The organism is Mycobacterium sp., from assembly GCF_035623875.1.
GTDB lineage: Bacteria > Actinomycetota > Actinomycetes > Mycobacteriales > Mycobacteriaceae > Mycobacterium.
This window is the reverse complement of the sequence record NZ_DASPSP010000331.1, coordinates 1-20375: the sequence shown is the minus strand read 5'-3', so window position 1 is coordinate 20375 and position 20375 is coordinate 1. Positions and strand designations below refer to the sequence as shown.

General features: G+C 66.5%; 20 protein-coding genes, 1 rRNA gene and 2 pseudogenes. 2 read left to right on the top strand and 21 right to left on the bottom strand.

The window, feature by feature from the left end; genetic code table 11:
* The coding region (locus VEI45_RS26350) for an NADP-dependent oxidoreductase (protein ID WP_324857771.1) at positions 1-938 on the bottom strand (938 nt) is incomplete at its 3' end.
* Positions 939-1002: 64 nt separating this feature from the next.
* Here VEI45_RS26350 and VEI45_RS26345 point away from each other — a divergent pair.
* A complete protein-coding gene (locus tag VEI45_RS26345) occupies positions 1003-1677 on the top strand; it encodes a DUF3060 domain-containing protein (RefSeq protein ID WP_324857769.1) in 675 nt (224 codons plus the stop codon).
* 4 nt (positions 1678-1681) lie between these two features.
* Here VEI45_RS26345 and VEI45_RS26340 read toward each other — a convergent pair.
* The 19 genes and pseudogenes from VEI45_RS26340 to VEI45_RS26250 all read right to left on the bottom strand — a co-directional run.
* Positions 1682-2463 (bottom strand): annotated as a pseudogene (locus VEI45_RS26340) (sulfite exporter TauE/SafE family protein).
* 36 nt (positions 2464-2499) lie between these two features.
* Complete coding sequence (gene der, locus VEI45_RS26335; protein WP_324857767.1) at positions 2500-3900, bottom strand: ribosome biogenesis GTPase Der; 1401 nt, start codon at positions 3898-3900, stop codon at positions 2500-2502.
* On the bottom strand, positions 3897-4580 hold the full coding sequence (gene cmk / locus VEI45_RS26330; protein ID WP_324857765.1) for a (d)CMP kinase: 684 nt from the start codon (positions 4578-4580) through the stop codon (positions 3897-3899). The genes der and cmk overlap by 4 nt, the downstream gene beginning before the upstream one ends.
* Positions 4577-5329, bottom strand: coding sequence for a pseudouridine synthase (locus VEI45_RS26325; protein WP_324857763.1), 753 nt, complete (start codon positions 5327-5329; stop codon positions 4577-4579). Before VEI45_RS26325 ends, cmk begins: the two co-directional genes overlap by 4 nt.
* Positions 5329-6066 carry an SMC-Scp complex subunit ScpB gene (gene scpB / locus VEI45_RS26320; RefSeq protein WP_324857761.1) on the bottom strand — a complete coding sequence of 246 codons (738 nt, stop codon included), beginning with the start codon at positions 6064-6066 and terminating at the stop codon, positions 5329-5331. The genes VEI45_RS26325 and scpB overlap by 1 nt, the downstream gene beginning before the upstream one ends.
* Entirely contained in the window at positions 6063-6908 is an 846-nt protein-coding gene (locus tag VEI45_RS26315) for a segregation/condensation protein A (protein WP_324857760.1), read from the bottom strand. Before VEI45_RS26315 ends, scpB begins: the two co-directional genes overlap by 4 nt.
* Complete coding sequence (locus VEI45_RS26310) at positions 6905-7771, bottom strand: ParA family protein (RefSeq protein ID WP_324857758.1); 867 nt, start codon at positions 7769-7771, stop codon at positions 6905-6907. The genes VEI45_RS26315 and VEI45_RS26310 overlap by 4 nt, the downstream gene beginning before the upstream one ends.
* Positions 7772-7979: 208 nt before the next feature.
* Positions 7980-8906, bottom strand: a complete 927-nt coding sequence (gene xerD, locus VEI45_RS26305) for a site-specific tyrosine recombinase XerD (protein WP_414687601.1) — start codon at positions 8904-8906, stop codon at positions 7980-7982.
* 17 nt (positions 8907-8923) lie between these two features.
* A complete protein-coding gene (locus VEI45_RS26300; RefSeq protein WP_324857754.1) occupies positions 8924-9547 on the bottom strand; it encodes an NUDIX hydrolase in 624 nt (207 codons plus the stop codon).
* Positions 9540-11297: a CTP synthase gene (locus tag VEI45_RS26295; protein ID WP_324857752.1), complete on the bottom strand. Its 1758-nt coding sequence runs from the start codon at positions 11295-11297 to the stop codon at positions 9540-9542. The genes VEI45_RS26300 and VEI45_RS26295 overlap by 8 nt, the downstream gene beginning before the upstream one ends.
* A 138-nt stretch (positions 11298-11435) precedes the next feature.
* Positions 11436-12377, bottom strand: a complete 942-nt coding sequence (locus VEI45_RS26290) for a copper transporter (protein ID WP_324857750.1) — start codon at positions 12375-12377, stop codon at positions 11436-11438.
* 13 nt (positions 12378-12390) lie between these two features.
* Entirely contained in the window at positions 12391-13587 is a 1197-nt protein-coding gene (steA, locus tag VEI45_RS26285; RefSeq protein WP_324857748.1) for a putative cytokinetic ring protein SteA, read from the bottom strand.
* A gap of 100 nt (positions 13588-13687) precedes the next feature.
* Positions 13688-15472 (bottom strand): DNA repair protein RecN, encoded by a 1785-nt coding sequence (recN, locus tag VEI45_RS26280; RefSeq protein ID WP_324857746.1) that lies wholly within the window; start codon positions 15470-15472, stop codon positions 13688-13690.
* A gap of 12 nt (positions 15473-15484) precedes the next feature.
* On the bottom strand, positions 15485-16408 hold the full coding sequence (locus VEI45_RS26275; protein ID WP_324857744.1) for an NAD kinase: 924 nt from the start codon (positions 16406-16408) through the stop codon (positions 15485-15487).
* Positions 16405-17214, bottom strand: coding sequence for a TlyA family RNA methyltransferase (locus VEI45_RS26270; protein ID WP_324857742.1), 810 nt, complete (start codon positions 17212-17214; stop codon positions 16405-16407). Before VEI45_RS26270 ends, VEI45_RS26275 begins: the two co-directional genes overlap by 4 nt.
* 7 nt (positions 17215-17221) lie before the next feature.
* Entirely contained in the window at positions 17222-17398 is a 177-nt protein-coding gene (locus VEI45_RS26265; RefSeq protein ID WP_324857740.1) for a hypothetical protein, read from the bottom strand.
* 107 nt (positions 17399-17505) lie between these two features.
* A complete protein-coding gene (locus VEI45_RS26260; RefSeq protein ID WP_324857738.1) occupies positions 17506-18510 on the bottom strand; it encodes an HAD-IIA family hydrolase in 1005 nt (334 codons plus the stop codon).
* A gap of 1 nt (position 18511) precedes the next feature.
* Complete coding sequence (locus VEI45_RS26255; RefSeq protein ID WP_414687600.1) at positions 18512-19255, bottom strand: tetratricopeptide repeat protein; 744 nt, start codon at positions 19253-19255, stop codon at positions 18512-18514.
* 172 nt (positions 19256-19427) lie between these two features.
* Positions 19428-19937 (bottom strand): annotated as a pseudogene (locus tag VEI45_RS26250) (FAD-binding protein); the annotation flags it as partial.
* On the opposite strand from VEI45_RS26250, the gene VEI45_RS26245 reads away from it, so the two are divergent.
* Positions 19843-20142 carry a hypothetical protein gene (locus tag VEI45_RS26245; RefSeq protein WP_324857773.1) on the top strand — a complete coding sequence of 100 codons (300 nt, stop codon included), beginning with the start codon at positions 19843-19845 and terminating at the stop codon, positions 20140-20142. The pseudogene VEI45_RS26250 and the gene VEI45_RS26245 overlap by 95 nt on opposite strands.
* 140 nt (positions 20143-20282) lie before the next feature.
* Here the strand turns inward: VEI45_RS26245 and rrf are convergent.
* Positions 20283-20375 (bottom strand): 5S ribosomal RNA (rrf, locus tag VEI45_RS26240); the annotation flags it as partial.

The following is a 20375-nucleotide window of genomic DNA, read 5'->3' as shown; positions in this document are numbered from 1 at the left end:
CACGACTCGATGCCCTCAAAGATGGTCTGGCGGTGCTTAATTCGGCCCTCATGCTCCCACTGGCGGAGCGCAGCGAAAGCTTCGTCGAAGCGCCCCCACTGATCGAGCGCGTTGAATCCCTGCATGGTGGCGGTTTTGGCCAGCAGGTTCACGTAGTTGGCCGGGCCGGGGTGCTCGCCGGTCAAGTAGCTGGAGATGACGCCGCACAGCACCACCCGCGCGTTCATCGCCAGCCGGCCCAGCACCGCGTCGAGAATCGGTCCACCGACGTTGTCGTAGTAAACGTTGACCCGGTTCGGGCAATGCGCTTTGAGCGCGGTCTCCAGGTCGTCGTTTTTGTAGTCGATGCAAGCGTCGAACCCGAAGTCCTCGACGACTGCCCGGCACTTCTCCGGCCCGCCCGCGATGCCCACCACCCGCGCGCCCGCGATCTTGGCGATCTGCCCGGCCACCGACCCGGTAGCGCCGGCGGCGGCCGAAACCACGACAGTGTCCCCGGCCTGAGGCCGCCCGACGTCGGTCATCCCAATGTAAGCTGTCGCGCCCGTCGGGCCGTACACCGACATGATGGCCAGCTGATCGCTCTCACCGCGGATGGGTGTGCTGAATACGTCGTCGCGGACGATCACGTACTCCTGAAATCCCGTCAGGGTGGTGATGACGTCGCCGACGCCGTAGGCGTCACACCGCGACGAGACGACCTCGCCGATCCCGGCCGCCCGGATGACCTCGCCCAGTTGCACCGGCGGAAGGTAGCCCGGCTGATCGTTGAGCCAGGTCCGGACCGCGGCGTCAAGGCCCACATAGGTGGTGCGGACCAGCGCCTCCCCTTCGGCAGGCTCGGGCGCGGGTGCGGTGACCAGCTCGGTGTCACCAGGCTGGACCAGGCCGGTGGGGCGGCGACGCAGCACGATCTGGCGGTTCGTCAACTCAGGCACGTTGGAAAAACTACCGAAAAGAAATGCCTATTCGGCCCGATCCCCGATGTGGGAGCATCTGTGGATGAAGCCGGAAGATGACCCGGAAGCCCGCATCCGGGAGCTCGAGCGCCCATTGGCCGAGACGGCACGCGCGTCCGAAATGGCCAGTAACCAGACGCCCGGCGGTTACCCGTACCAGCCCGGCACACCGGTATCGCCACCGGCGCCACCGTCGAGTTACGGCGGTCCGTTCCCCGGGACATTGCCGCGATCGCCCTCCCGCACGCGGCTGTTATGGGTCTTGTTGCCCTTCTTCGTGTTTGGCGCGGTAGCCCTCGTCTCGTATAACGCCGACCGGCATTCGCGCGGCGGCCTGGTGATCCTCTCGCCAACCTCCAGCACCTCCGCTAGCGTGGCCCCAACCGCCCCTGTTACTCAGGCGCCTGCCCCGGCACCGTCGACCCCGCTGAGCCCAGCGCCCGGAGCGCCGGCAGGTGCCGAGCTGAGCATCTCCGGCATCAAGGAGAGTCGGACGATCGTCTGCAACGACAGCGCCGTCAGCGTCAGTGGTATTTCCAACAAAGTCGCGATCACCGGCCACTGCGCAAGCCTCAACGTCTCCGGCGTCCAGAACTCGATCACGGTGGACGCCGTGGACAGCATCGACGCCTCCGGCTTCAACAACCAGATCACGTATCACACCGGCTCGCCGACGATCGAGAATTCCGGCGAACAAAACATCGTCCAGCGGGGCTGACGAACTATATTGTCAACAGCCGGTAGACCCCGATAAGGCCGACCACAACGATCGCGGCGCGCAGCGCGTTCGACGACAATCGACGACCGTAATATGCACCCAACCAGCCGCCGATCAGCGAGCCAACCGCGATAAGGCCCGCCGCCGGCCAGCTGATCCGGTGGAACGCCACCGATGTGTAAGCCAGCGCCGCAACGACATTCACCAGCAGCGTCATCACATTCTTCGCCGCGTTCATCCGCTGCACCGATTCGGGCAGCAGCGCACCCATGGCGCCGACCAGCAGAATGCCTTGCGCTGCAGTGAAATAGCCGCCATAGACGCCGATCGTGAAGGTGCTCGCCACCAGCGCAGCCAGCCTGCGTGGTGATACGTCGTCGGCGGAGCGGCCAGCCCTTTCGGCTCGGTCCCGCGCCCACGCTTGAATCCGCGGCCCGATGACCACCAGGATCAGCGCGACAACCAGCAGCACCGGCACCACCGTGATGAACACCTTCTCCGACAGGTGCAGCAGCAGCCAGGCGCCCAGGATGGCGCCAAACAGCGAGGCAGGCAATTACCAACGCAGCCGATCCCATTGACCTGTCAGCTCACGCCGGTAGCCCAGGTTCCCGAGACGCTACCCGCCACCAACCCGACCGCGTTGGACATCGTCGACGTCACCGGCGGATAACCCATGGCAACCAGCGTCGGAAAGGTGAACAAGGTGCCCGACCCGACAACCGCGTTGACCGCGCCCGCGCCCAAGCCGGCAAAGACGATCAAGATCGCATGTGATAGCGGCACGAAAAGACCCTATCGGGAGCGATTTCGGCGCAAGGTTCAGCGCTTGGCTTTCCGCTTCTCGCGTACCCGCACGTTCATCCGGATCGGGCTGCCCTCGAAGCCGAACGTCTCGCGCAGCCGTCGCTCCAGGAACCGCCGATAGCCCGCCTCCAAGAAGCCCGTTGTGAACAGTACAAACGTCGGCGGCCGGGCGCTGGCCTGGGTGGCGAACAAGATTCGCGGCTGCCGGCCGCCACGCACCGGCGGCGGCGTCGCGGCCACCACTTCCTTGACCCAGGCGTTGAGTCGGCCGGTGCTGATCCGGGTATCCCACGACTCCAGCGCGCTCTCCAGGGCCGGCACCAGCTTCTGCACAGCTCGGCCGGTCTTCGCGGAGATGTTGACCCGTTGCGCCCAGCGCACCTGCACCAGTTCGCGGTCGATCTCGTTGTCCAGCTGGTAACGCCGCTCCTCGTCGACCAGGTCCCACTTGTTGAACGCCAACACCAGCGCGCGCCCGGCCTCGATCACCATCGACAGCACCCGCTGGTCCTGTTCGGTCAGCGGTAGCGACCCGTCGATCAGCACGATCACGACTTCAGCGGCATCAATCGCGCCGTGGGTGCGCACCGACGCGTAAAACTCGTGCCCGCTGGCCTGGCCAACCTTGCGGCGCAGACCGGCGGTGTCGACGAAACGCCAAACCTTGCCGTCCATCTCGATCAACGAATCCACTGGATCGACCGTGGTGCCCGCGACTTCGTGGACCACCGAACGCTGATCGCCGGCCAGCCGATTCAGCAGTGAACTCTTACCGACATTCGGCTTGCCTACCAGTGCCACCCGCCGTAGGCCGGCCTCGGTCGACGCCGACTCCGCCACCTCTGGCAACGCGCCGACCACCGCATCGAGCAGATCACCCACGCCGCGACCGTGCATCGCGCTGATCGCGTACGGCTCACCGAGTCCCAGCGACCACAGGGCAGCCGCATCAGATTCGTTCTTCTCGCTGTCAACCTTGTTGGCGGCCAGGAACACTGGCTTGCCGGAGCGACGCAGGATACGCGCGGCCGCCTCGTCGCCGGCGGTCGCGCCGACCACCGCGTCGACCACCAGGATCACGGCGTCGGCAGTGCGCATCGCTACCGCCGCCTGCTCGGCCACCAGCTGCCGCAGACCCTTCGCGTCGGGTTCCCATCCCCCGGTGTCCTGGACGATGAATCGGCGTCCGGTCCATAGGGCGTCGTAAGACACCCGGTCGCGGGTCACGCCGGGCACATCCTGCACCACCGCCTCGCGCCGGCCCAGGATCCGGTTGACCAGCGTCGACTTGCCGACATTTGGCCGGCCCACCACCGCCACCACCGGCGGTGGCCCCGCAGCCTCGCCCTCCACGGGCTCGACGAATTCAGCTGATTCCCAGTCGCTTTCGTCGACCCACGTACCGTCCTGGCTCACCTGACCGCCTCGCTTCGCTGCTGCACCAGCTGCAGCAGGTGAGCGATCACCTCGGATTCGGTCATCGCGCTGGTGTCGACAACCACCGCGTCCGAGGCCGCCCGTAGCGGCGACACTGCTCGCGTCGAATCCAGGTGATCGCGGCGGCGCACATCGACCAGCACACCGCCGTAGTCATCGGGCAACCCGGCGGCGACATTCTGATCATTGCGACGCCGCGCCCGGGTCTCAGGCGAGGCCGTCAGGAAGATCTTGACGTCGGCGTCGGGCAGAACGACGCTCCCGATATCGCGGCCCTCCACCACGACGCTGCCCGGACCCTGAGCCAGCGTGCGCTGCAGTCCGACAAGCCGGGTGCGTACCGCGGGAACCGACGACACCGCTGACACCGCCCGAGTGACGTCGTCACCGCGGATCTCCAACGAAACGTCCTCGCCGTCAAGGCAAGAGCGGTCTTCGTCGGGGTCGAAACCCACCGACAACCCCACGGTCGCCGCGGCCGCTCCGACGGCCGCCTGATCGGCCGGGTCGATTCCGGCTCGCAGTACCGCGAGTGTGACGATGCGGTACATGGCTCCGGTATCCAGGTAACGAGCGTGCAGTGCGCGCGCCAAACCCCGTGATACCGAGGACTTTCCGGTGCCCGCCGGGCCGTCGACGGCGACGACGACGTCCTTCACAACCCAACCGCTTTGTAGAGGTCGCCGATTTCGTTGCGGCGCAACGCCCGGATGCTGCCCGGACGCTGCTCCCCCAGTGACACCGTGCCGATGTCGGTACGGACCAACGCCTGCACCGGAAATCCGGCGGCCGCGAACATCCGGCGCACAATGCGTTTGCGTCCCTCATGCAGCGTGACCCGGACCAGCGTCTTGCCGGGAATGGCATCCACCACTGCGAAGTCGTCGACCACAGCGGGCCCGTCGTCCAACTCGATTCCGGCCCGCAACTTCTTGCCGAGCCCATGCGGCACCGGCCCGGCGACCGTCGCCAGATACGTTTTCGGCACTTCGTAGGAGGGGTGCATGAGGCGATGCGCGAGCTCGCCGTCGTTGGTCAACAGAATGAGTCCCTCGGTGTCGGCGTCCAGCCGTCCAACGTGAAACAGCTTCTGGTTGCCCCGTACCCGGTGCTCGACCAGGTCGCCGATGCACGGCCGACCGCGGTCGTCCGACATCGTCGACTGCATTCCCCGCGGCTTGTTCAGCGCCAGATACACCAGTGAATCGTCCAGGACCACCCGCACCCCGTCGACGCGGATCACCGACACGTTAGGATCGACGCGCGTACCAAGCTCGGTCACGAGCTCTCCGTCGACCTCGACACGGCCGTCGATGATCATCCTCTCGGCGAGCCTCCGGGACGCAATTCCGGCCTGCGACAACACTTTCTGCAGGCGCACCCCACGGGGCTCGCCGGTCTCAACCATCATTCCTGGTCCACGTCGATCGACAACGGCAGATCGTCAGAAACCGAGCCGCCCGAAAGTTTGACGAAACGTGGCTCAGCGTCCAAGGATTCGCTCAGATCGTCGATCATGTCGACATCGGGCAGCAGTGGCGCAATATCAGGAAGGTCGGCCAGCGACGACAACCCCAGCCGCTCTAGGAACAGCTCGGTGGTGGCGAACGTCACAGCGCCGGTGTCGGGATCGGTGCCGGCCTCGGTGATGAGCCCACGCGCCAACAGCGTGCGCATCACCGCGTCGACGTTGACTCCCCGCACCGCGCTCACCCGCGCCCGCGTCACCGGCTGGCGGTAGGCCACCACGGCCAACGTCTCCAAAGCCGCTCGGGTGAGCTTCGAGCGCGACCCGTCCAGCAGCAGCCGCTCGACGTAAGGCGCGAACTGCGACCGCGTGTACATCCGCCATCCGCCACCGGCCTCCCGCAGGTCTATGCCGCTTTCGCGTTCGGTGAGTGCATCGGCCATCACGCGCAGCTTGGCGGCGACCCGATAGGCCGGCTGCTCGGTGGCCGCGGCCAGCGCCTCGACGGTCACCGGGGTGTCGACGACCAGCAGCAGCGCCTCGAGCACCGCGCCCAGTTCGGCGTCCTCCAGCTCCGGCGCTGTCGCGACATCGATGCCCAATTCGGAGTCGTCGAGCTCCTGAGCCGTCGCTACATCGACGTCCCGGTCGGGATCGTCGCCGGCGCCGTGAGTCATGAGTATTGGTCTCGCAGTTCTTGAGCTTCGAGCGCCTCTGCCCTCAACAATGCTTCGCTGGTCGGCCGTTCGCCGGTCCACGAAACCTGGAGCACACCAAGCGGTTCTGACTGATCGAATGCTACCGCCCGCGACCGATACAGTTCGAGCAGCGCCAGGAAACGGCCGACGATCTCGATCGGCACCCGGCAGTCGGCGATCAACTCCGAGAACGACGCCCACTGCCCGGTCCCGCGCTTCTCCAGCAGCGACAGTAGGTGTTCGGCCTGCTCGGGCACCGACACCATCAGCTCGTGCAGGTGTGCGGTGGCCACCGTCGGAACCGGCCGCGGCGTGAACGCGATCGCGGCGATCTGGGCGAACCGCTCGGCGTCGACGCCCAGCATCACCTCGGGCAGCAGGTCCTCGTAGCGATCCTCCAGCGACACCGCGCGTGGATAGCTGCGCAGCGCAGCGGCTTCCAGCTCGGCGAACATCTGCGCGACGTGCTTGAACGCCCGGTACTGCAGCAACCGGGCGAACAGCAGGTCGCGGACCTCCAGCAGCGCCAGGTCCTCCTCGTCGTCGACCTGCCCGGACGGCAGCAGCCGGGCCGCCTTGAGATCGAGCAGCGTTGCGGCGACGACCAAAAACGCGGTGGTCTCCTCGAGTTCCAGCTCGGGACCGATCGCGTGGGTGTAGGCGATGAATTCATCGGTGACCCGGTGCAACGCCACCTCGGTGACGTCGAGGCGGTGGGCGAAAATCAGCTGCAGCAGCAGGTCGAACGGCCCCTCGAAATTGGTCAGCCTGACCTGGAAGCCATTCTGGGGAGACGCCTCGCAGCTCACTCCGCCGGTCACGCGCCGAACCGGTCGATTACCTCGCGAGCCAACGAGCGGTAGGCGGCCGCGCCGCCTGACCTCGGTGCCCACGTGGTGATCGGTTCGCCGGCGACGCTGGTCTCCGGGAAGCGGACAGTACGCGTGATGACAGTGTCGAACACCAAGTCACCGAAGCGCTCCAGAACACGGGCCATGACCTCGCGGGAATTCACAGTTCGCGGATCGAAGCGGGTGATCAAAATGCCGCTGATCTCCAGCTTCGGGTTGAGCCGGTCTCGCACCTTTTCGACCGTGTCGGTGAGCAGCGCCAGACCGCGCAGCGAGAAGTACTCGCACTCGGTCGGGATGATGACCCCGTCGGAGCCGGCCAGACCGTTGACGGTGAGCAGACCCAGCGACGGCTGGCAGTCGATCAGCACATAGTCGTAGCGGTCCAGCACCGGGTGCAGTGCACGGGCCAGCGTCTGCTCGCGGCCCACCTCGTTGACCAGTTGGATCTCCGCGGCCGACAAATCGATATTGCTGGGCAGCAGGTCCATGTGCTTGACCCGGGTGTTCATCACCACGTCGTCGATCGACACCCGCGGCTCAACCAGCAGGTCGTGGATGGTGTGCTCCAGCTCGTAGTGCGGCACGCCCAGTCCGGCGGACAGCGCGCCCTGCGGATCCATGTCGACCAGTAACACGCGGCGGCCGTATTCGGCGAGTGCGGCGCCCAGATTGATCGTCGACGTGGTTTTGCCGACGCCACCTTTCTGGTTGCACATTGCGACGACCTTGGCCGGGCCGTGCGACGTGCGCGGCTTGGGTTCGGGGATCGCCCGCGGTGGACGTCCGCTCAGGCCGACTCCGGTGCCGATGTCGGCGTCGTCGTCAGTCACGAGCGCCGCGGCTCGGCGCAGACCGACCCGGCATGCGCGACGTTCGGGAAATGACGGACATCGCAGCAGAGTCTAACGGGTAAAGGCGCCCGCGCCGGGAGACCCGCAACAACGTCACCAGCCAATTTGGCCGGCTCGGCTCAATTGCCCGGGCTGGAATCGGAGTATCTGGGCTGGTGGCCGCCGAGCAGACACGGTGGAACTTTGCCTAGCGGGCCCGCGGATGGGCCTCGGCCCAGACTTCGCGCAGCGCGCGCACGGTGACCATCGTGTAGATCTGCGTCGTGGTCACCGAAGCGTGTCCCAGCAGCTCCTGAACCACACGGACATCGGCCCCGCCATCGAGCAGATGGGTCGCGAACGAATGCCGCAGCGTATGCGGAGACACCCCGGAGGTGATCCCGGCCCGCTCGGCGGCGTCCTGCAGCACCTGCCACGCGCTTTGCCGCGACAACCGGCCACCGCGCGCATTGAGAAAAATGGCCGGCGTCCCGCGACCGCGACGCGCCAACTCTGAACGCCCGCGCACCTTGTACGCGTCCAGTGCTTGCACCGCCGGGCGTCCGATGGGGACCAGCCGCTGTTTGCCGCCTTTGCCGCGCAGCAGCACCGACCGGGCGTGCGTGTCGATATCGTCGACGTCGAGTCCGACCGCTTCCGAAATCCGTGCGCCAGTGGAGTACAGCAGTTCGAGCAGCGCGCGGTTACGCAACGTCAATGGGCCGTCGGACGGGCTCTCGCCACCGGCGCCGGCCAGTAGCGCAAGCACCTGGTCGAGGTTCAGGCTTTTAGGCAGCCGCCGGCCGGGTGTGGGCGGCTTGACGGCCTGCGCCACGTCGAATTGGGCCAAGCCCTCGGCGGCGGCGAACCGGTGCAAACCGCGGACCGCGATCAGGGTCCGCGCCGCCGACACCGCCGACAGTGGCACGACCCCGGAGGCAGGATCGCCGCGCCGCAGTGCCACCAGGAACTCGCTGACGTCGTCCTCGCTGACCTTGGCCAGGTCGTCGATGCCCCGCAGCGTCAGGTGGTCGAAATAGCGGCGCAGGTCGCGGCGATACGAGCTCAACGTGTTGGCCGCCACGCCCCGTTCGATCGTCAGATGATCGAGGTAGCCCTGTAGCTGGGTCTCCAGCGGCGCCGCCAGCGGTGTCACTGGCGGGCCTGGCGGGCGGCGAACGCCGTCGACTTGTCCACCCACGGTGTGTCCACCGGACGCGGTTGTGCCAGACCTTTCCTGACCGCGTAGGCCGCTAAGATCCCCGCCACCGCAAGGGCGTTGACGATCTCGCCGCTGAACACCCGCGAGACCGCCTCGGCGATGGGATACCACTGCAAGGTTATGTCGGCTTCTTCGTCATGCGCCTCGGGTCGGCGTACCTGCGTCAAACCGGTTGCCAGATAGACCCGCACCGATTCGTCGCTGAAACCGGGGGTGGAATCCAGATCGACCAGCACCTGCCAGGTCTGTGCCTGTAGGCCGGCCTCCTCGCTGAGTTCCCGGGCAGCGGTCAGATGCGGGGCTTCGCCGTTGACGTCGAGCAGTCCGGCCGGCAGCTCCCACAGCCGTCGACCGAAGGGATGGCGATACTGGTAGATCAGCGGGATGCGGCCTTCGTCGTCGATCGCGACGATAGCCACCGCGCCGTAATGCTCCACGACCTCCCGCGTCACGATCTTCCCGCCGGGCATCCGAACATCGTCGCGGCGCAGGGCGAAAATCTTTCCGGTGTGCAGGGTTTCGGACGACATCGTCTCGAAGATGTGTTCAGCCACGGGCAACGGGTTCGGGCTCGGACAGCGACGGGTCGACGCCGTCACGTTGTTCACTTCCGTTCGACGGCTGCTCGGGGATCTCCACCGGGAGTCGCTCGGCTGCCTTGTAGTCGATGGCCGCCCCGACGAAGCCGACGAACAGCGGGTGTGGACGAGTCGGCCGGCTCTTCAATTCGGGATGCGCTTGGGTGCCGACGACGAATGAATGCATCTCCGGCGGGTATTCAACGAACTCGACCAGACGGCCGTCGGGGGACGTCCCGGAGAATCTCAGGCCGCTTTCCGCGATCCGGTCCCGATAGGCGTTGTTGACCTCGTAGCGATGCCGATGCCGCTCAGACACCTGTGTCGATTGATACGCTTGGGCCACAATGGAACCCGGCTCGAGCACCGCCGGATATGATCCCAGCCGCATGGTGCCGCCGAGGTCCGCCGCGCCGGCGACGACCTCCTCCTGATCGGCCATAGTGGAGATAACCGGGTCCGGTGTCGCCGGATCGAATTCGGCTGAGTTGGCCTGCGTCAGACCGACGGAACGCGCCGCCTCGATCACGATGCACTGCAAGCCAAGGCACAGCCCCAACACGGGCAGACCCCTGGATCGCGCGTACCGGATCGCCCCGATCTTCCCCTCGATTCCGCGGATGCCGAACCCGCCGGGGATCAGCACGCCGTGGACGTCGTCAAGCAACGCGGCCGCACCGCTTGTTGTCCCGCAGTCGTCGGAACCCACCCAGCGTATTTCCACCTTTGCCCGGTGCTTGAATCCGGCCGCGCGTAGCGCCTCGACGACAGACAGATACGCATCCGAGAGATCGACATACTTGCCCACCAACGCGATTCGTACCGTCTCCTGTGGATCGTGCACTCGGCGCAGCAAATCGTCCCACTCGGTCCAGTCGACATCGCGGAACGGCAGGTTGAGCCGGCGCACCACGTAGGCGTCGAGCTCTTCGCGGTGCAGGACCTTGGGAATGTCGTAGATCGACGGCGCGTCAGGGGTCGAGATGACGCCGTCGATGTCGACGTCACACATCAGCGCGATCTTGTTCTTCAGCGGCTCGGGTACATCACGGTCGCAGCGCAGGATCAACGCATCCGGAGTGATACCGATGCTGCGCAGCGCCGCCACCGAGTGCTGGGTCGGTTTGGTTTTCAATTCACCCGATGGCGCCAGGTACGGGACCAGCGACACGTGGAGGAAGAAGACGTTCTCCCGGCCGAGATCATGACGAACCTGCCGCGCCGCCTCCAGAAAGGGCTGTGACTCGATATCACCTACGGTGCCGCCAATTTCGGTGATCACGACATCCGGGCGATTCCCATCGGCGTCTGGCTTGGCCATCGCCAGGATGCGGCTCTTGATCTCGTCGGTGATATGCGGGATCACCTGGACGGTGTCACCGAGGTACTCGCCGCGCCGCTCCTTGGCGATCACTGTCGAATAGACTTGTCCGGTAGTGACATTCGCCGAGCCGGACAGGTCTCGGTCGAGGAAGCGCTCGTAGTGACCGACATCGAGGTCGGTCTCGGCGCCGTCCTCGGTCACGAAGACCTCGCCGTGCTGAAACGGGTTCATGGTGCCGGGGTCGACGTTGAGGTAGGGGTCGAGTTTCTGCATCGTCACCTGCAGCCCGCGCGCGGTCAACAACTGCCCCAGGCTGCTGGCGGTCAGCCCCTTGCCCAGCGACGAAACGACGCCACCGCTGACGAACAGATGCTTGGTGGCGGTCTGCGGATGCTTGCGCAATGTAGCGACCTCCGTGAAGACGGCTAAGGGCTAGGCTCGTTTTGGCTGTTATCCAGCTCTCATCGGGCCTGCCGACCCACGGAAACCCACCCTAACATCCGCACCGCCGCGTCGTTGCTGACACGCCCGGCGGGACGGCTACTGCGCGACGGTGAGGCCGGTGGCCCCGTGGCCAGTGCCGTACTGACCGGTGCGGCCGCCGTTGACCAGGTCGGCCATACCAAGGACGGCCGTGATACGCCCGGACTCGGCGTTCAGGTCGTCGACGGTGCTGATCGCCGACGTCACCGTGGCATCGGCGCGGGCCACCGCGACGGCCGCCGTTCCGCCCGATGAGCCGTCGCGCCCTCCAAGCAGCACACCCGAACCGTGCGGCGCCAGCGCGGCGGCGAACCGGGCCACGCTGACGCCCTGATTGCCGGCGTCGTCGCCCAGGCCACCGCCGGTGATGACTGCCGCGGCATTCGCCGCGCCGACGTGCTGGTTGCCGTAGCCGATGAAGCCGGTGTCACGCAGCGCGGCCAGGACGGTGTCGCGCTGCGCGTCGTCGACGGTCGGAACGGCCGGATCCCGGTTGATCAGCAGCGCGATACCCAACAGGTCGCCGGCCTGCGAGCCTTGGTCGACCAGTTTGGTGCTCAACTGTGCACCCGCCGGCAGAATCGACGAGTTGACCACCGAGCGCAGCTTCTCCGCCGAGTTGGCGTCGACGAACTCCTGCGTCAACGACACCGTGCCGGTCACAGCTCCGCCGGACTGGCCGACGAGCTTCGACACCGCATCGACGTCGTCATCCTTTGCATCCGGGGAGCGGAAGATCACCACCGACTTGCCGTTCAGCGCGTCATGCACCATCCGGCCTGCCATTTGGGAATCGAAAGCATCTGCAGAACTGAGCCTTTGGTTCAGCGCGTTCTTCTGATCGTTGAGAGCGTTGATCTGGCCGTGCAGATTTCGCGATTCATCGCGCAATCCGGATAGCAAGGTATTCGATAGCAAACCCGAGCCCAGCACGACTCCGACCGCCAGCGCCAGAAACACGGCGGCCAGCGAAATCGCGTGCTGGCGTAGAGATATCACGTCTATACCTGTCCTAGTGGACCCAGTGCCGCACCCAGAGGATGAAATGGTTCCAGTACTCGACGGCCCAGTGCATCACCAAGGTGTCGGTGCGCGATACCCACAGTGCAACGATGACCGTGATCAGCATCGTCAAAATCAGCAAAGCGATCGCGCCGCCGGAAATTCGATTGTGATACAAGGTGGCAACCGCCTTGGCGTCCACCACCTTCTCCCCCACCCGCAACCGGGTGAGGAAGGTCGACGGGTTGCTGTTCTGACGCGACCGGTCGAAGAACGTCTCGATGTTGGCGCTGTGGCCCGCGGTTACCAGCAAGGCGGCGCCGTGGTGGTCGGCCAGCAGCAGCGCCAGGTCGGTGGGCGAACCCGCGGCGGGAAACGTCATCGCGCCGACGCCGAGATCCTGGATGCGCTCCAGGCCCGGCGCGTGGCCGTCGGCGTCGGCGGGCAAGACCACTTGAGCGCCGCACTTGAGGACTTCGGTGCTCAGCTCATTGGGGTCGCCGACGATGAGCTGCGGGCGATATCCGGCCTTGCGCAACACTTCGGCGCCGGTGCCGACTCCGATCAGGACAGGCTGGTACTCCTTGATGAACGGTTTGAGGCGCTTGAGGTCATCGGCGGCGTCATCCTCGTCGGCGACCACCACGACATGACGGCGGCGCAGGTCGACGTCGACGTCGGGGATGCCAATCCCGTCGATCAACAGCGGGCTTTCGCTTCGGATGAACTCGATGGCGTTGCCCGCGAACGCCTCCAGGTGGGCGACCAGTCCACTCTTGGCCTCTTGCATCAGGTCGGCGATTTCCTGATCGGTGCGCTCGGTGCCACGGATCAGCCGGCGGTCGCCGGAGTACACCCCGCCGTTGAACAACCGGACTTTGGCGCCGTCCTTGACCTTCTTGAAGACCTCGGGCCCCGTCTCGTCGATGAGGGTGACGCCGTTGGCCACCAGCACTTCTGGACCGAGGTTGGGATAACGGCCCGACACCGACGGGGATGCGTTGACCACGGCGGCGATCTCGGCGTCGACGAGCGCGTCGGCGGTGATGCGGTCCAGGTCGAGCACATCGAGGACCACGATGTCGCCGGGGCATACCCTACGCAGCAGCCGGTCGATGTCGCGATCGACCCGGGCAGTGCCGACGACACCCGGCCGCTGGTTGCCAGAACGGGACAGAAGCGCAGTCATCCGCGTGGTCACACTCATGGAGGCGATTCTGTCGGGGAAGGTGAGCCCGACCGGGGAGGCGCGCCGTAACAACAGCCTCAGAAGTTATATCTTGTCACACCTGTCACACATTTGAATGTCACGAGGTCGCAATCCGGTCACAGTCAGCGGCCTCCAGCAGTTCCCGCGCATGGGCGCGCGCCATGTCGGACTCACCGAGCCCGGCCAGCATCCTGGCCAGCTCAGCCACCCGGTCGTCGCCATCGAGGCGGCGCACTCCGCTGGCACCGTTTTTCCCTGTGCTATCGACCATGAGGTGGACGTCGGCGTAGGCCGCGACCTGTGGCAGATGCGTGACCACGATGACTTGGCGGTTGCGGGCCAACCGCGCCAGTCGCCGCCCGATCTGTACCGCCGCCCGGCCGCCCACCCCGGCGTCGACCTCGTCGAAAACCATCGTGGTGCCCGCCATCCGTGTAGGAGAAGTCGCCAGCACGACTTCCAGGGCCAGCATCACGCGCGACAGTTCGCCGCCGGACGCGCTCTTCGACAGCGGCAGCACCGTCATGCCCCGCCGCGCGGCAAAGCCGAACTCCACCTGGTCGACACCCTCCCCGCCGGCATGGGCGCGCGTGCCGGAGGGCAGCGTCAGCGCGGCGGGGTCCTCGTCGTTGGCCGGCATGGTCGTCACGGTGATGGTGAATTCCGCATCGGACATCGCCAGGCCGGATAACTCGCGAGTGACTTCCTTAGCCAGTTGCTTGGCCGCCTGGCTACGTGCCTTGCTGAGTTCGGTTGCAGCGGAGGCTAATTCGGTGGCCAGCTCGTCGACCCGACGTTGCAGGCCGGCCAGTGCCTCTTCGGAGACATCCAAGTGAGCCAGCCGATCGCGCGATTCGCGCGCCCACTGCAGCACGCCGTCGATGTCGGCAGCGTATTTGCGGGTGAGCGTGCGCAGTTCGGCTTGCCGGGCGAGCTTGGTGTCCAAAGTGCTGGCGTCGGTAGGTAATTCGTTCAGGTAGTCGCCGAGTTCACGCGCGGCATCGCCGACCACCGTCAACGCCTCGCTGAGCTGATCCGCCAGCTCCCGCAGCATGGCGTCGTCGGTCGACTCCAGCGCCGTCTTTGCTCGTGCCAGCCCGTCGGCCGCTGACACGGGTTGGCCCATCACCTCGGCAGCAGTCTCCTCCCCGGCCCCGGACAACGCGGCGCGGGCGCTGGCCGCAGCCTCGCGCAGCGCGTCCAATTCCGAGAGCCGCCGGATGTCGGCGATCAGCGCGTCATCTTCACCGGGCGCGGGGTCGACGGTGTCGATCTCATGCAGGGCGAATTTCAGCCGGTCGGCCTCCTGGGCCAATTCGCGGGCCCGGTTGGTTCGGTCGACCAGCTCACGCCGCGCCGACTGCCACGCGTCGCGCAGCTGGCGATAGCGCTCCAGCCGGGGACCAACGGCGGCGAACCGGTCGAGTGCGCCGCGTTGTTCGTCGGACCGCATCAGCCGCAGCTGGTCGTTTTGCCCGTGCAGGGTGAGCAGCTCGTTGGTGAAACCGCTCAGCGATTTGGCCGGCACGCTGCGGCCGCCGAGATAGGCCCGCGACCGACCGTCGCGGCTGACCGAACGCAACGCGATGATGCTGTCGTCCTCATCGCGCTCGGCACCCGAGGCGTCCAGCATCTCGTCGACCTGTGCGGCGGCTTTCTGGTCGAGATCGGCAGTGCTGAAGCGCCCTTCGACGACGGCCCGGTCGGCGCCCGAGCGCACCCGGTCGGCGTCGGCCCGAGCCCCACCCAGCAGGTGCAGACCCGTGACGACCATCGTCTTACCGGTGCCGGTTTCCCCGGTCAGGACCGTCAGGCCACGGTCGAACTCGGCCGTGGCGACGCCGATGACGCCCAACGCCTCGATCCGAATCTCACTGAGCACCAGGCAGCACCGTTACCGTCCACGCCAGCCGGTGACCGGCAAGCGGAACTTACGCACCAGACGATCGGTGAACGGCGCGCTATCCAACCGCGCCCATTTCACCGATACCTCACAGCGCCGCACCTCCAACCGTCCACCGGCCGGTACCAGCATCTCCCGGCGGCCGTCGCAGAACACGACCGCGTCGTGGCCGTCGGCCTCGATTTCGATGGCGATGGCGGCATCCGGGCTGGTCACCATGGGCCGGGCGAAGAGGGCGTGGGCGTTGTTGGGCACCACCAACAGCGCCTCCAGATCCGGCCACAACACCGGCCCGCCCGCGGAAAACGCGTAAGCCGTGGATCCGGTGGGGGTGGACACCAACACGCCGTCGCAGCCGAAGGTGGACACCGGCCGGCCGTCGACTTCGAGCACCACCCCGAGCACACCTAGCCGCGGCACCTTTTCCAGGCTGGCGTCGTTGAGCGCCCATCCGCGATTGATGACCTCGCCTTTGACCCGCACCGCGATGTCGAGCGTCAAGCGCGGTTCGATCCGATAACTGCGGGCCACGACGTGCTCGAGCGCGGTGTCGATGGCCTCGGCCTCGGCTTCGGCCAGGAATCCGATCCGGCCCAGGTTGACACCCAGGACCGGAATGTCCGCATTACGTGCGAGCTCCGCGGCGCGCAAAAAGGTGCCGTCGCCGCCGAGGCCGACGACCAGCTCGCATCCGTCGGCAGCGTTTGGATCGGCGTCGACGACCTCAATGTCGACACCCAACGCGCGCATATCGTCGGGCGCAAGATGCAGCGGACCCCTGTCGACCGCCTCGGCCGATAACACCCGGAGGCTAATTCCGTTGTCGCCCAGCACTTTTTCCACCCGACGCGCGGTCTCGGTAGCTTCCTCGCGTCCGGTGTGAACCACCAGCAGCACGGTGCGCTCACGCGTCATCGGGGACCAGCCTCGACGGCCGCGTGGACGGCGCATTCCAACTCATCAGCAGACAAACGCCTTCCGGTCTGGGCGCGCAGCCACAAAAAGTATTCGACGTTGCCCGAGGGGCCTGGTAGCGGGCTGGCGGTGACCCCGACGGCGTGCCATCCCAGTTCCTCGGCGCAACGCGCGACGGCAAGCACCGAGCCCGCCCGCAGCTCGGGATCGTGCACCACCCCGCCGGCGCCCACCTGACCTTTGCCCACCTCGAACTGCGGCTTCACCATGGGAACGATATCCGCGTTGCGCGTCGCGCATCCAGTCAGCGCGGGCAACACCGTGGTCAGGGAGATGAACGACAGGTCAGCGACCACGACCTCAACCGGGTCGCCGATCATCTCCAGTGTCAGCTCCCGCGCGTTGGTCCGCTCGATGACGACCACCCGAGGATCTGACCGCAGCGACCAGGCCAGCTGGCCGTAGCCCACGTCAACGGCGACCACTTCGCCGGCGCCGCGATCCAGCAAGACTTCGGTGAATCCACCCGTCGACGCGCCGGCATCCAGACAGCGCCGACCCTCAACGCTGATACCGAATGTGTCGAGCGCACCGATGAGCTTGTGGGCAGCGCGGGACACCCAGGCGCGCTCGCCATCGTCGGCGACACTCAGCGCCGCGGTGGCTGCGACGGCGGTGCCCGGTTTGACCGCCGGCATGCCGTCAATGCTGACCTTGCCGGCGCCGATCAACTCCGCGGCCTGCTGGCGAGACCGAGCCAGCCCACGCCGGACCAGCTCGACGTCAACACGGGTACGCCGCGGCACGGCACACTCAGCCCTTCTCCGCCGACTCCAGCGCCTGCACCAGCATGTCGTGCGCTTCAGACAGTCGGCGCGCTATCTCTTCGAGGTCGGCTTCCGCAGGCGCGTTCTCGACGTCGGCAGGATCAGGTAGCTCCGCGAGCACGGCGTCGATCCGAGCACGGATCTCATCAGGATCGGTAGTCAATGCGCCGCTCCTCCTCATCGCTTCGTCCCCCTCGCCGCTGCGCGGCTGGGTGGTACCCCTCTGCATCGTCGCCGGCGCGGGTCATTCCGGTGCTAACGCTATCGGATTCACACCAGGGACCACCGCTGCAGGGCGTCGTGCGCCGTGTCGTCGCCGGCCTCGATGGTGACGGATTGTGGGTCGTAGTTGCTCGCCCAGACGGCGTTCGCGACGGCACGAACGATCGACAGGTCGTCGCTCGCCGGGCCGTCGCGCCTGGTGCTGACCGTCACCGACATATGCCCTGTCTCGACGTGCCATGACGGTTGCGGAGCCACCGCGAGCACTTCGGCGTCCTGGTGCAGCGACCGTAGGTCGTAGCCGATATAGGTGGCGCGTTGTTCGCGCACGGCATGTACCGCGTCCCGCGCGGAATTGACGCCGCTGAGAACCATCAGACTGGGCAGCCCGGCGGCGTTGGCGCCGGCAATATCGGTGTTCAACCGGTCGCCGACTACCAGCGGTGCGCGAAAGTCGCCGCGTGCCAAAGCATCTGTCATCAAGGTCGGTGAAGGCTTGCCCGCGACCTGGGGCTCGGCATCGGTCGCTGCCTTCAGTGCGGCCACCATGGAACCGTTGCCGGGCAGCAGACCACGTTCGGTGGGCAGGGTGGCGTCTACGTTGGCCGCCACCCACAGCGCTCCAGCGCGGATGGCCAACGCCGCCTCGGCGAGGTTGAACCAGCCGGTTTCGGTGGAGTGACCCTGGACCACGGCGTGCGGTTTCTCCTGGAATAGGCGTACCGGACGTAGTCCGACAGCCGCGATTTCGTCGGCCAGCGAATCGGTGCCGACGACCAGCACCCGTGAGTCGGGGGCGAGTTGAGCGGCCAGCACATGGGCGGCGCTTTGCGCGCTGGTGACAACATCATCGGCCGTCGTCTTGAGACCAATGTCCCGCAGGTGGTCGGCAACCTCGTCGGCGCTGCGCGAGGCGTTGTTGGTGACGAAGAGTTTGCGGCCGGGTGCGTTGTCCAGGGACTCTGCCGCGCCCTCGGTCAGCGCATGGCCGCGAAACACTGTTCCGTCCAGATCGAGAAGTAGACAATCGTATTGCTGCGCAAGCGTTCCCACGTCAGCCGAGCTCGCTCACTCGGTGTTCGGCATCGGTGACACCCTCGACGTCGGCGGCTGCGGCGCGCAGGAACCATTGCAGCGCCTCGTCGCCGCGGTCGAGCGCGAGCAGCGTTTCCGCGTAGGCGTAGAACAACCGAGCCGCGGTCGATCCGGTCCGCGCCGGATCCAGCTGGGGTGTGGACAGGACAGCCAAGGCTCGTTCGAGCTGACCGAGGTCCGCGCGGGCGCCGGCAGCGACGATGCGCAACTCGTCGGCCTCGTCGCCGCTGAGCTGGGCCGCCTCCGGCCCGCGTGCCAGCTCAAGCGCCCGTTCGGGCCGGCCGAGGCCGCGTTCGCAGTCGATGATCAGCGGAAGCAACGGGGACTTGCTGCCCATCCTGCGGGCCGCGCGCAATTCGCCAAGCGCCTGCGCCCAGTCACCACAGTGATAGGCCGCGATCCCGACAGCTTCCCGGACGGCGGCGATACGGCCAGAGCGGGCCCGGGCGGCCCGCGCGTGGCTCAGCGCGGCGTCCGGGTCGTCGTCGATCACCTCGCCTGCGGCGACCAGGTGGCGGGCAATGGCGTCGGCAGTGGCGCGATCCAAAGTGCTGAGCTCGCGCCGGATCTCGGGTGCCAGTTGCTTTGCTTCAATGTCAGCCGGGATCTGCGGGGCCGCGCTGTCATCGTCGGTGGGCGGATGCTGCGGCTGCGCCCTGCGCGCGCGCCCCGGACCCGAAGTCGGTGGTTGGGAACGCGGCACTCGGCTCGGTCGCGGTTCGCCGGTACCGCCGCGCGTGTCCTCGACCACTCGTACCCTTAATCCCGAATCACCATGAGGTTGTCGTATCAAAGGATACGGGTGTCGGTGAGACTGACCACGTGCAGCGGCTGCCGGCAACCGATCTCGTTGCGCAACACCTCAATTGCAGGGCGTCGGCTGCGGCACGCCCGGCGGCGCGTCCGGAAAAGATGCAGCCGCCGAGGAAGGTGCCTTCTAAGGCGTTGTAGCCGTGGACGCCGCCGCCGCCGAATCCGGGGGCTTCGCCGACCGCATAGAGCCCGGGGATGGGCTGGCTGTCGTTGCCGAACGCGCGCGAGGACGGGTCAGTCTGGATGCCGCCCAATGTCTTTCGCGTCAAGATGTGCAGTTTGACGCCGATGAGGGGACCGGCGGCGGGGTCGAGGATGCGATGCGGTGTCGCGACGCGCCCGATCCGGTCGCCGAGGTAGCGGCGGGCATTGCGGATGCCTTGCACTTGGGCGTCTTTGGCGAACAGGTTGGCCATCTGTAGGTCGCGTGCCTCGATCTGACCGCGAATCGTGTTGGGATCCAGCAGTGGCTCATCGGTGAGGCCGTTCATCTTCACCACCAGAGATTCCCGGTCGTCGGCGACGACGAAGTCGGCGCCATGGCGTTTGAAAGCCTCGACAGGGCCTGGGGACCGCGACCAACTCCGCGGCGCGGTTGAACAGCGCCTCGCCACTTCCGACAACGACATACACACGGCACTGGGCAGCGTCGCGGACACCGCCCGGGCCGTCGTCGCCGCCTACGACGGAGTCGCCACCCAACTGATCCTCGACGGGGATCTGCCCGGTGCCCGCGCCTGGCTGCGCCAATTACTGATGGTCATCCTCACCCGCTGACCGGCCGGCCAACCGAACAAGCGGGCTCAATCGCGTCACGCTATTAGTGCGTGAAACAGAAATAGGAGCAAATTCTGGGTCCTATTTATATTTTGATGTAAAAAAGGGCACCTTGGTGGGGTGCCCTTTTTTGGGTGTGTGTTCGGCGGTGTCCTACTTTTCCACCCGGGTTGGGTAGTATCATCGGCGCTGGCAGGCTTAGCTTCCGGGTTCGGGATGGGTCCGGGCGTTTC

Bases quoted from the DNA above. Each gene is read 5' to 3' on its own strand.
- VEI45_RS26345 (WP_324857769.1), top strand. From the start codon at position 1,003: ATGAAGCCGGAAGATGACCCGGAAGCCCGCATCCGGGAGCTCGAGCGC.
- VEI45_RS26325 (WP_324857763.1), bottom strand. From the start codon at position 5,329: ATGGTTGAGACCGGCGAGCCCCGTGGGGTGCGCCTGCAGAAAGTGTTG.
- scpB (WP_324857761.1), bottom strand. From the start codon at position 6,066: ATGACTCACGGCGCCGGCGACGATCCCGACCGGGACGTCGATGTAGCG.
- steA (WP_324857748.1), bottom strand. From the start codon at position 13,587: ATGAGTGTGACCACGCGGATGACTGCGCTTCTGTCCCGTTCTGGCAAC.
- VEI45_RS26275 (WP_324857744.1), bottom strand. From the start codon at position 16,408: ATGACGCGTGAGCGCACCGTGCTGCTGGTGGTTCACACCGGACGCGAG.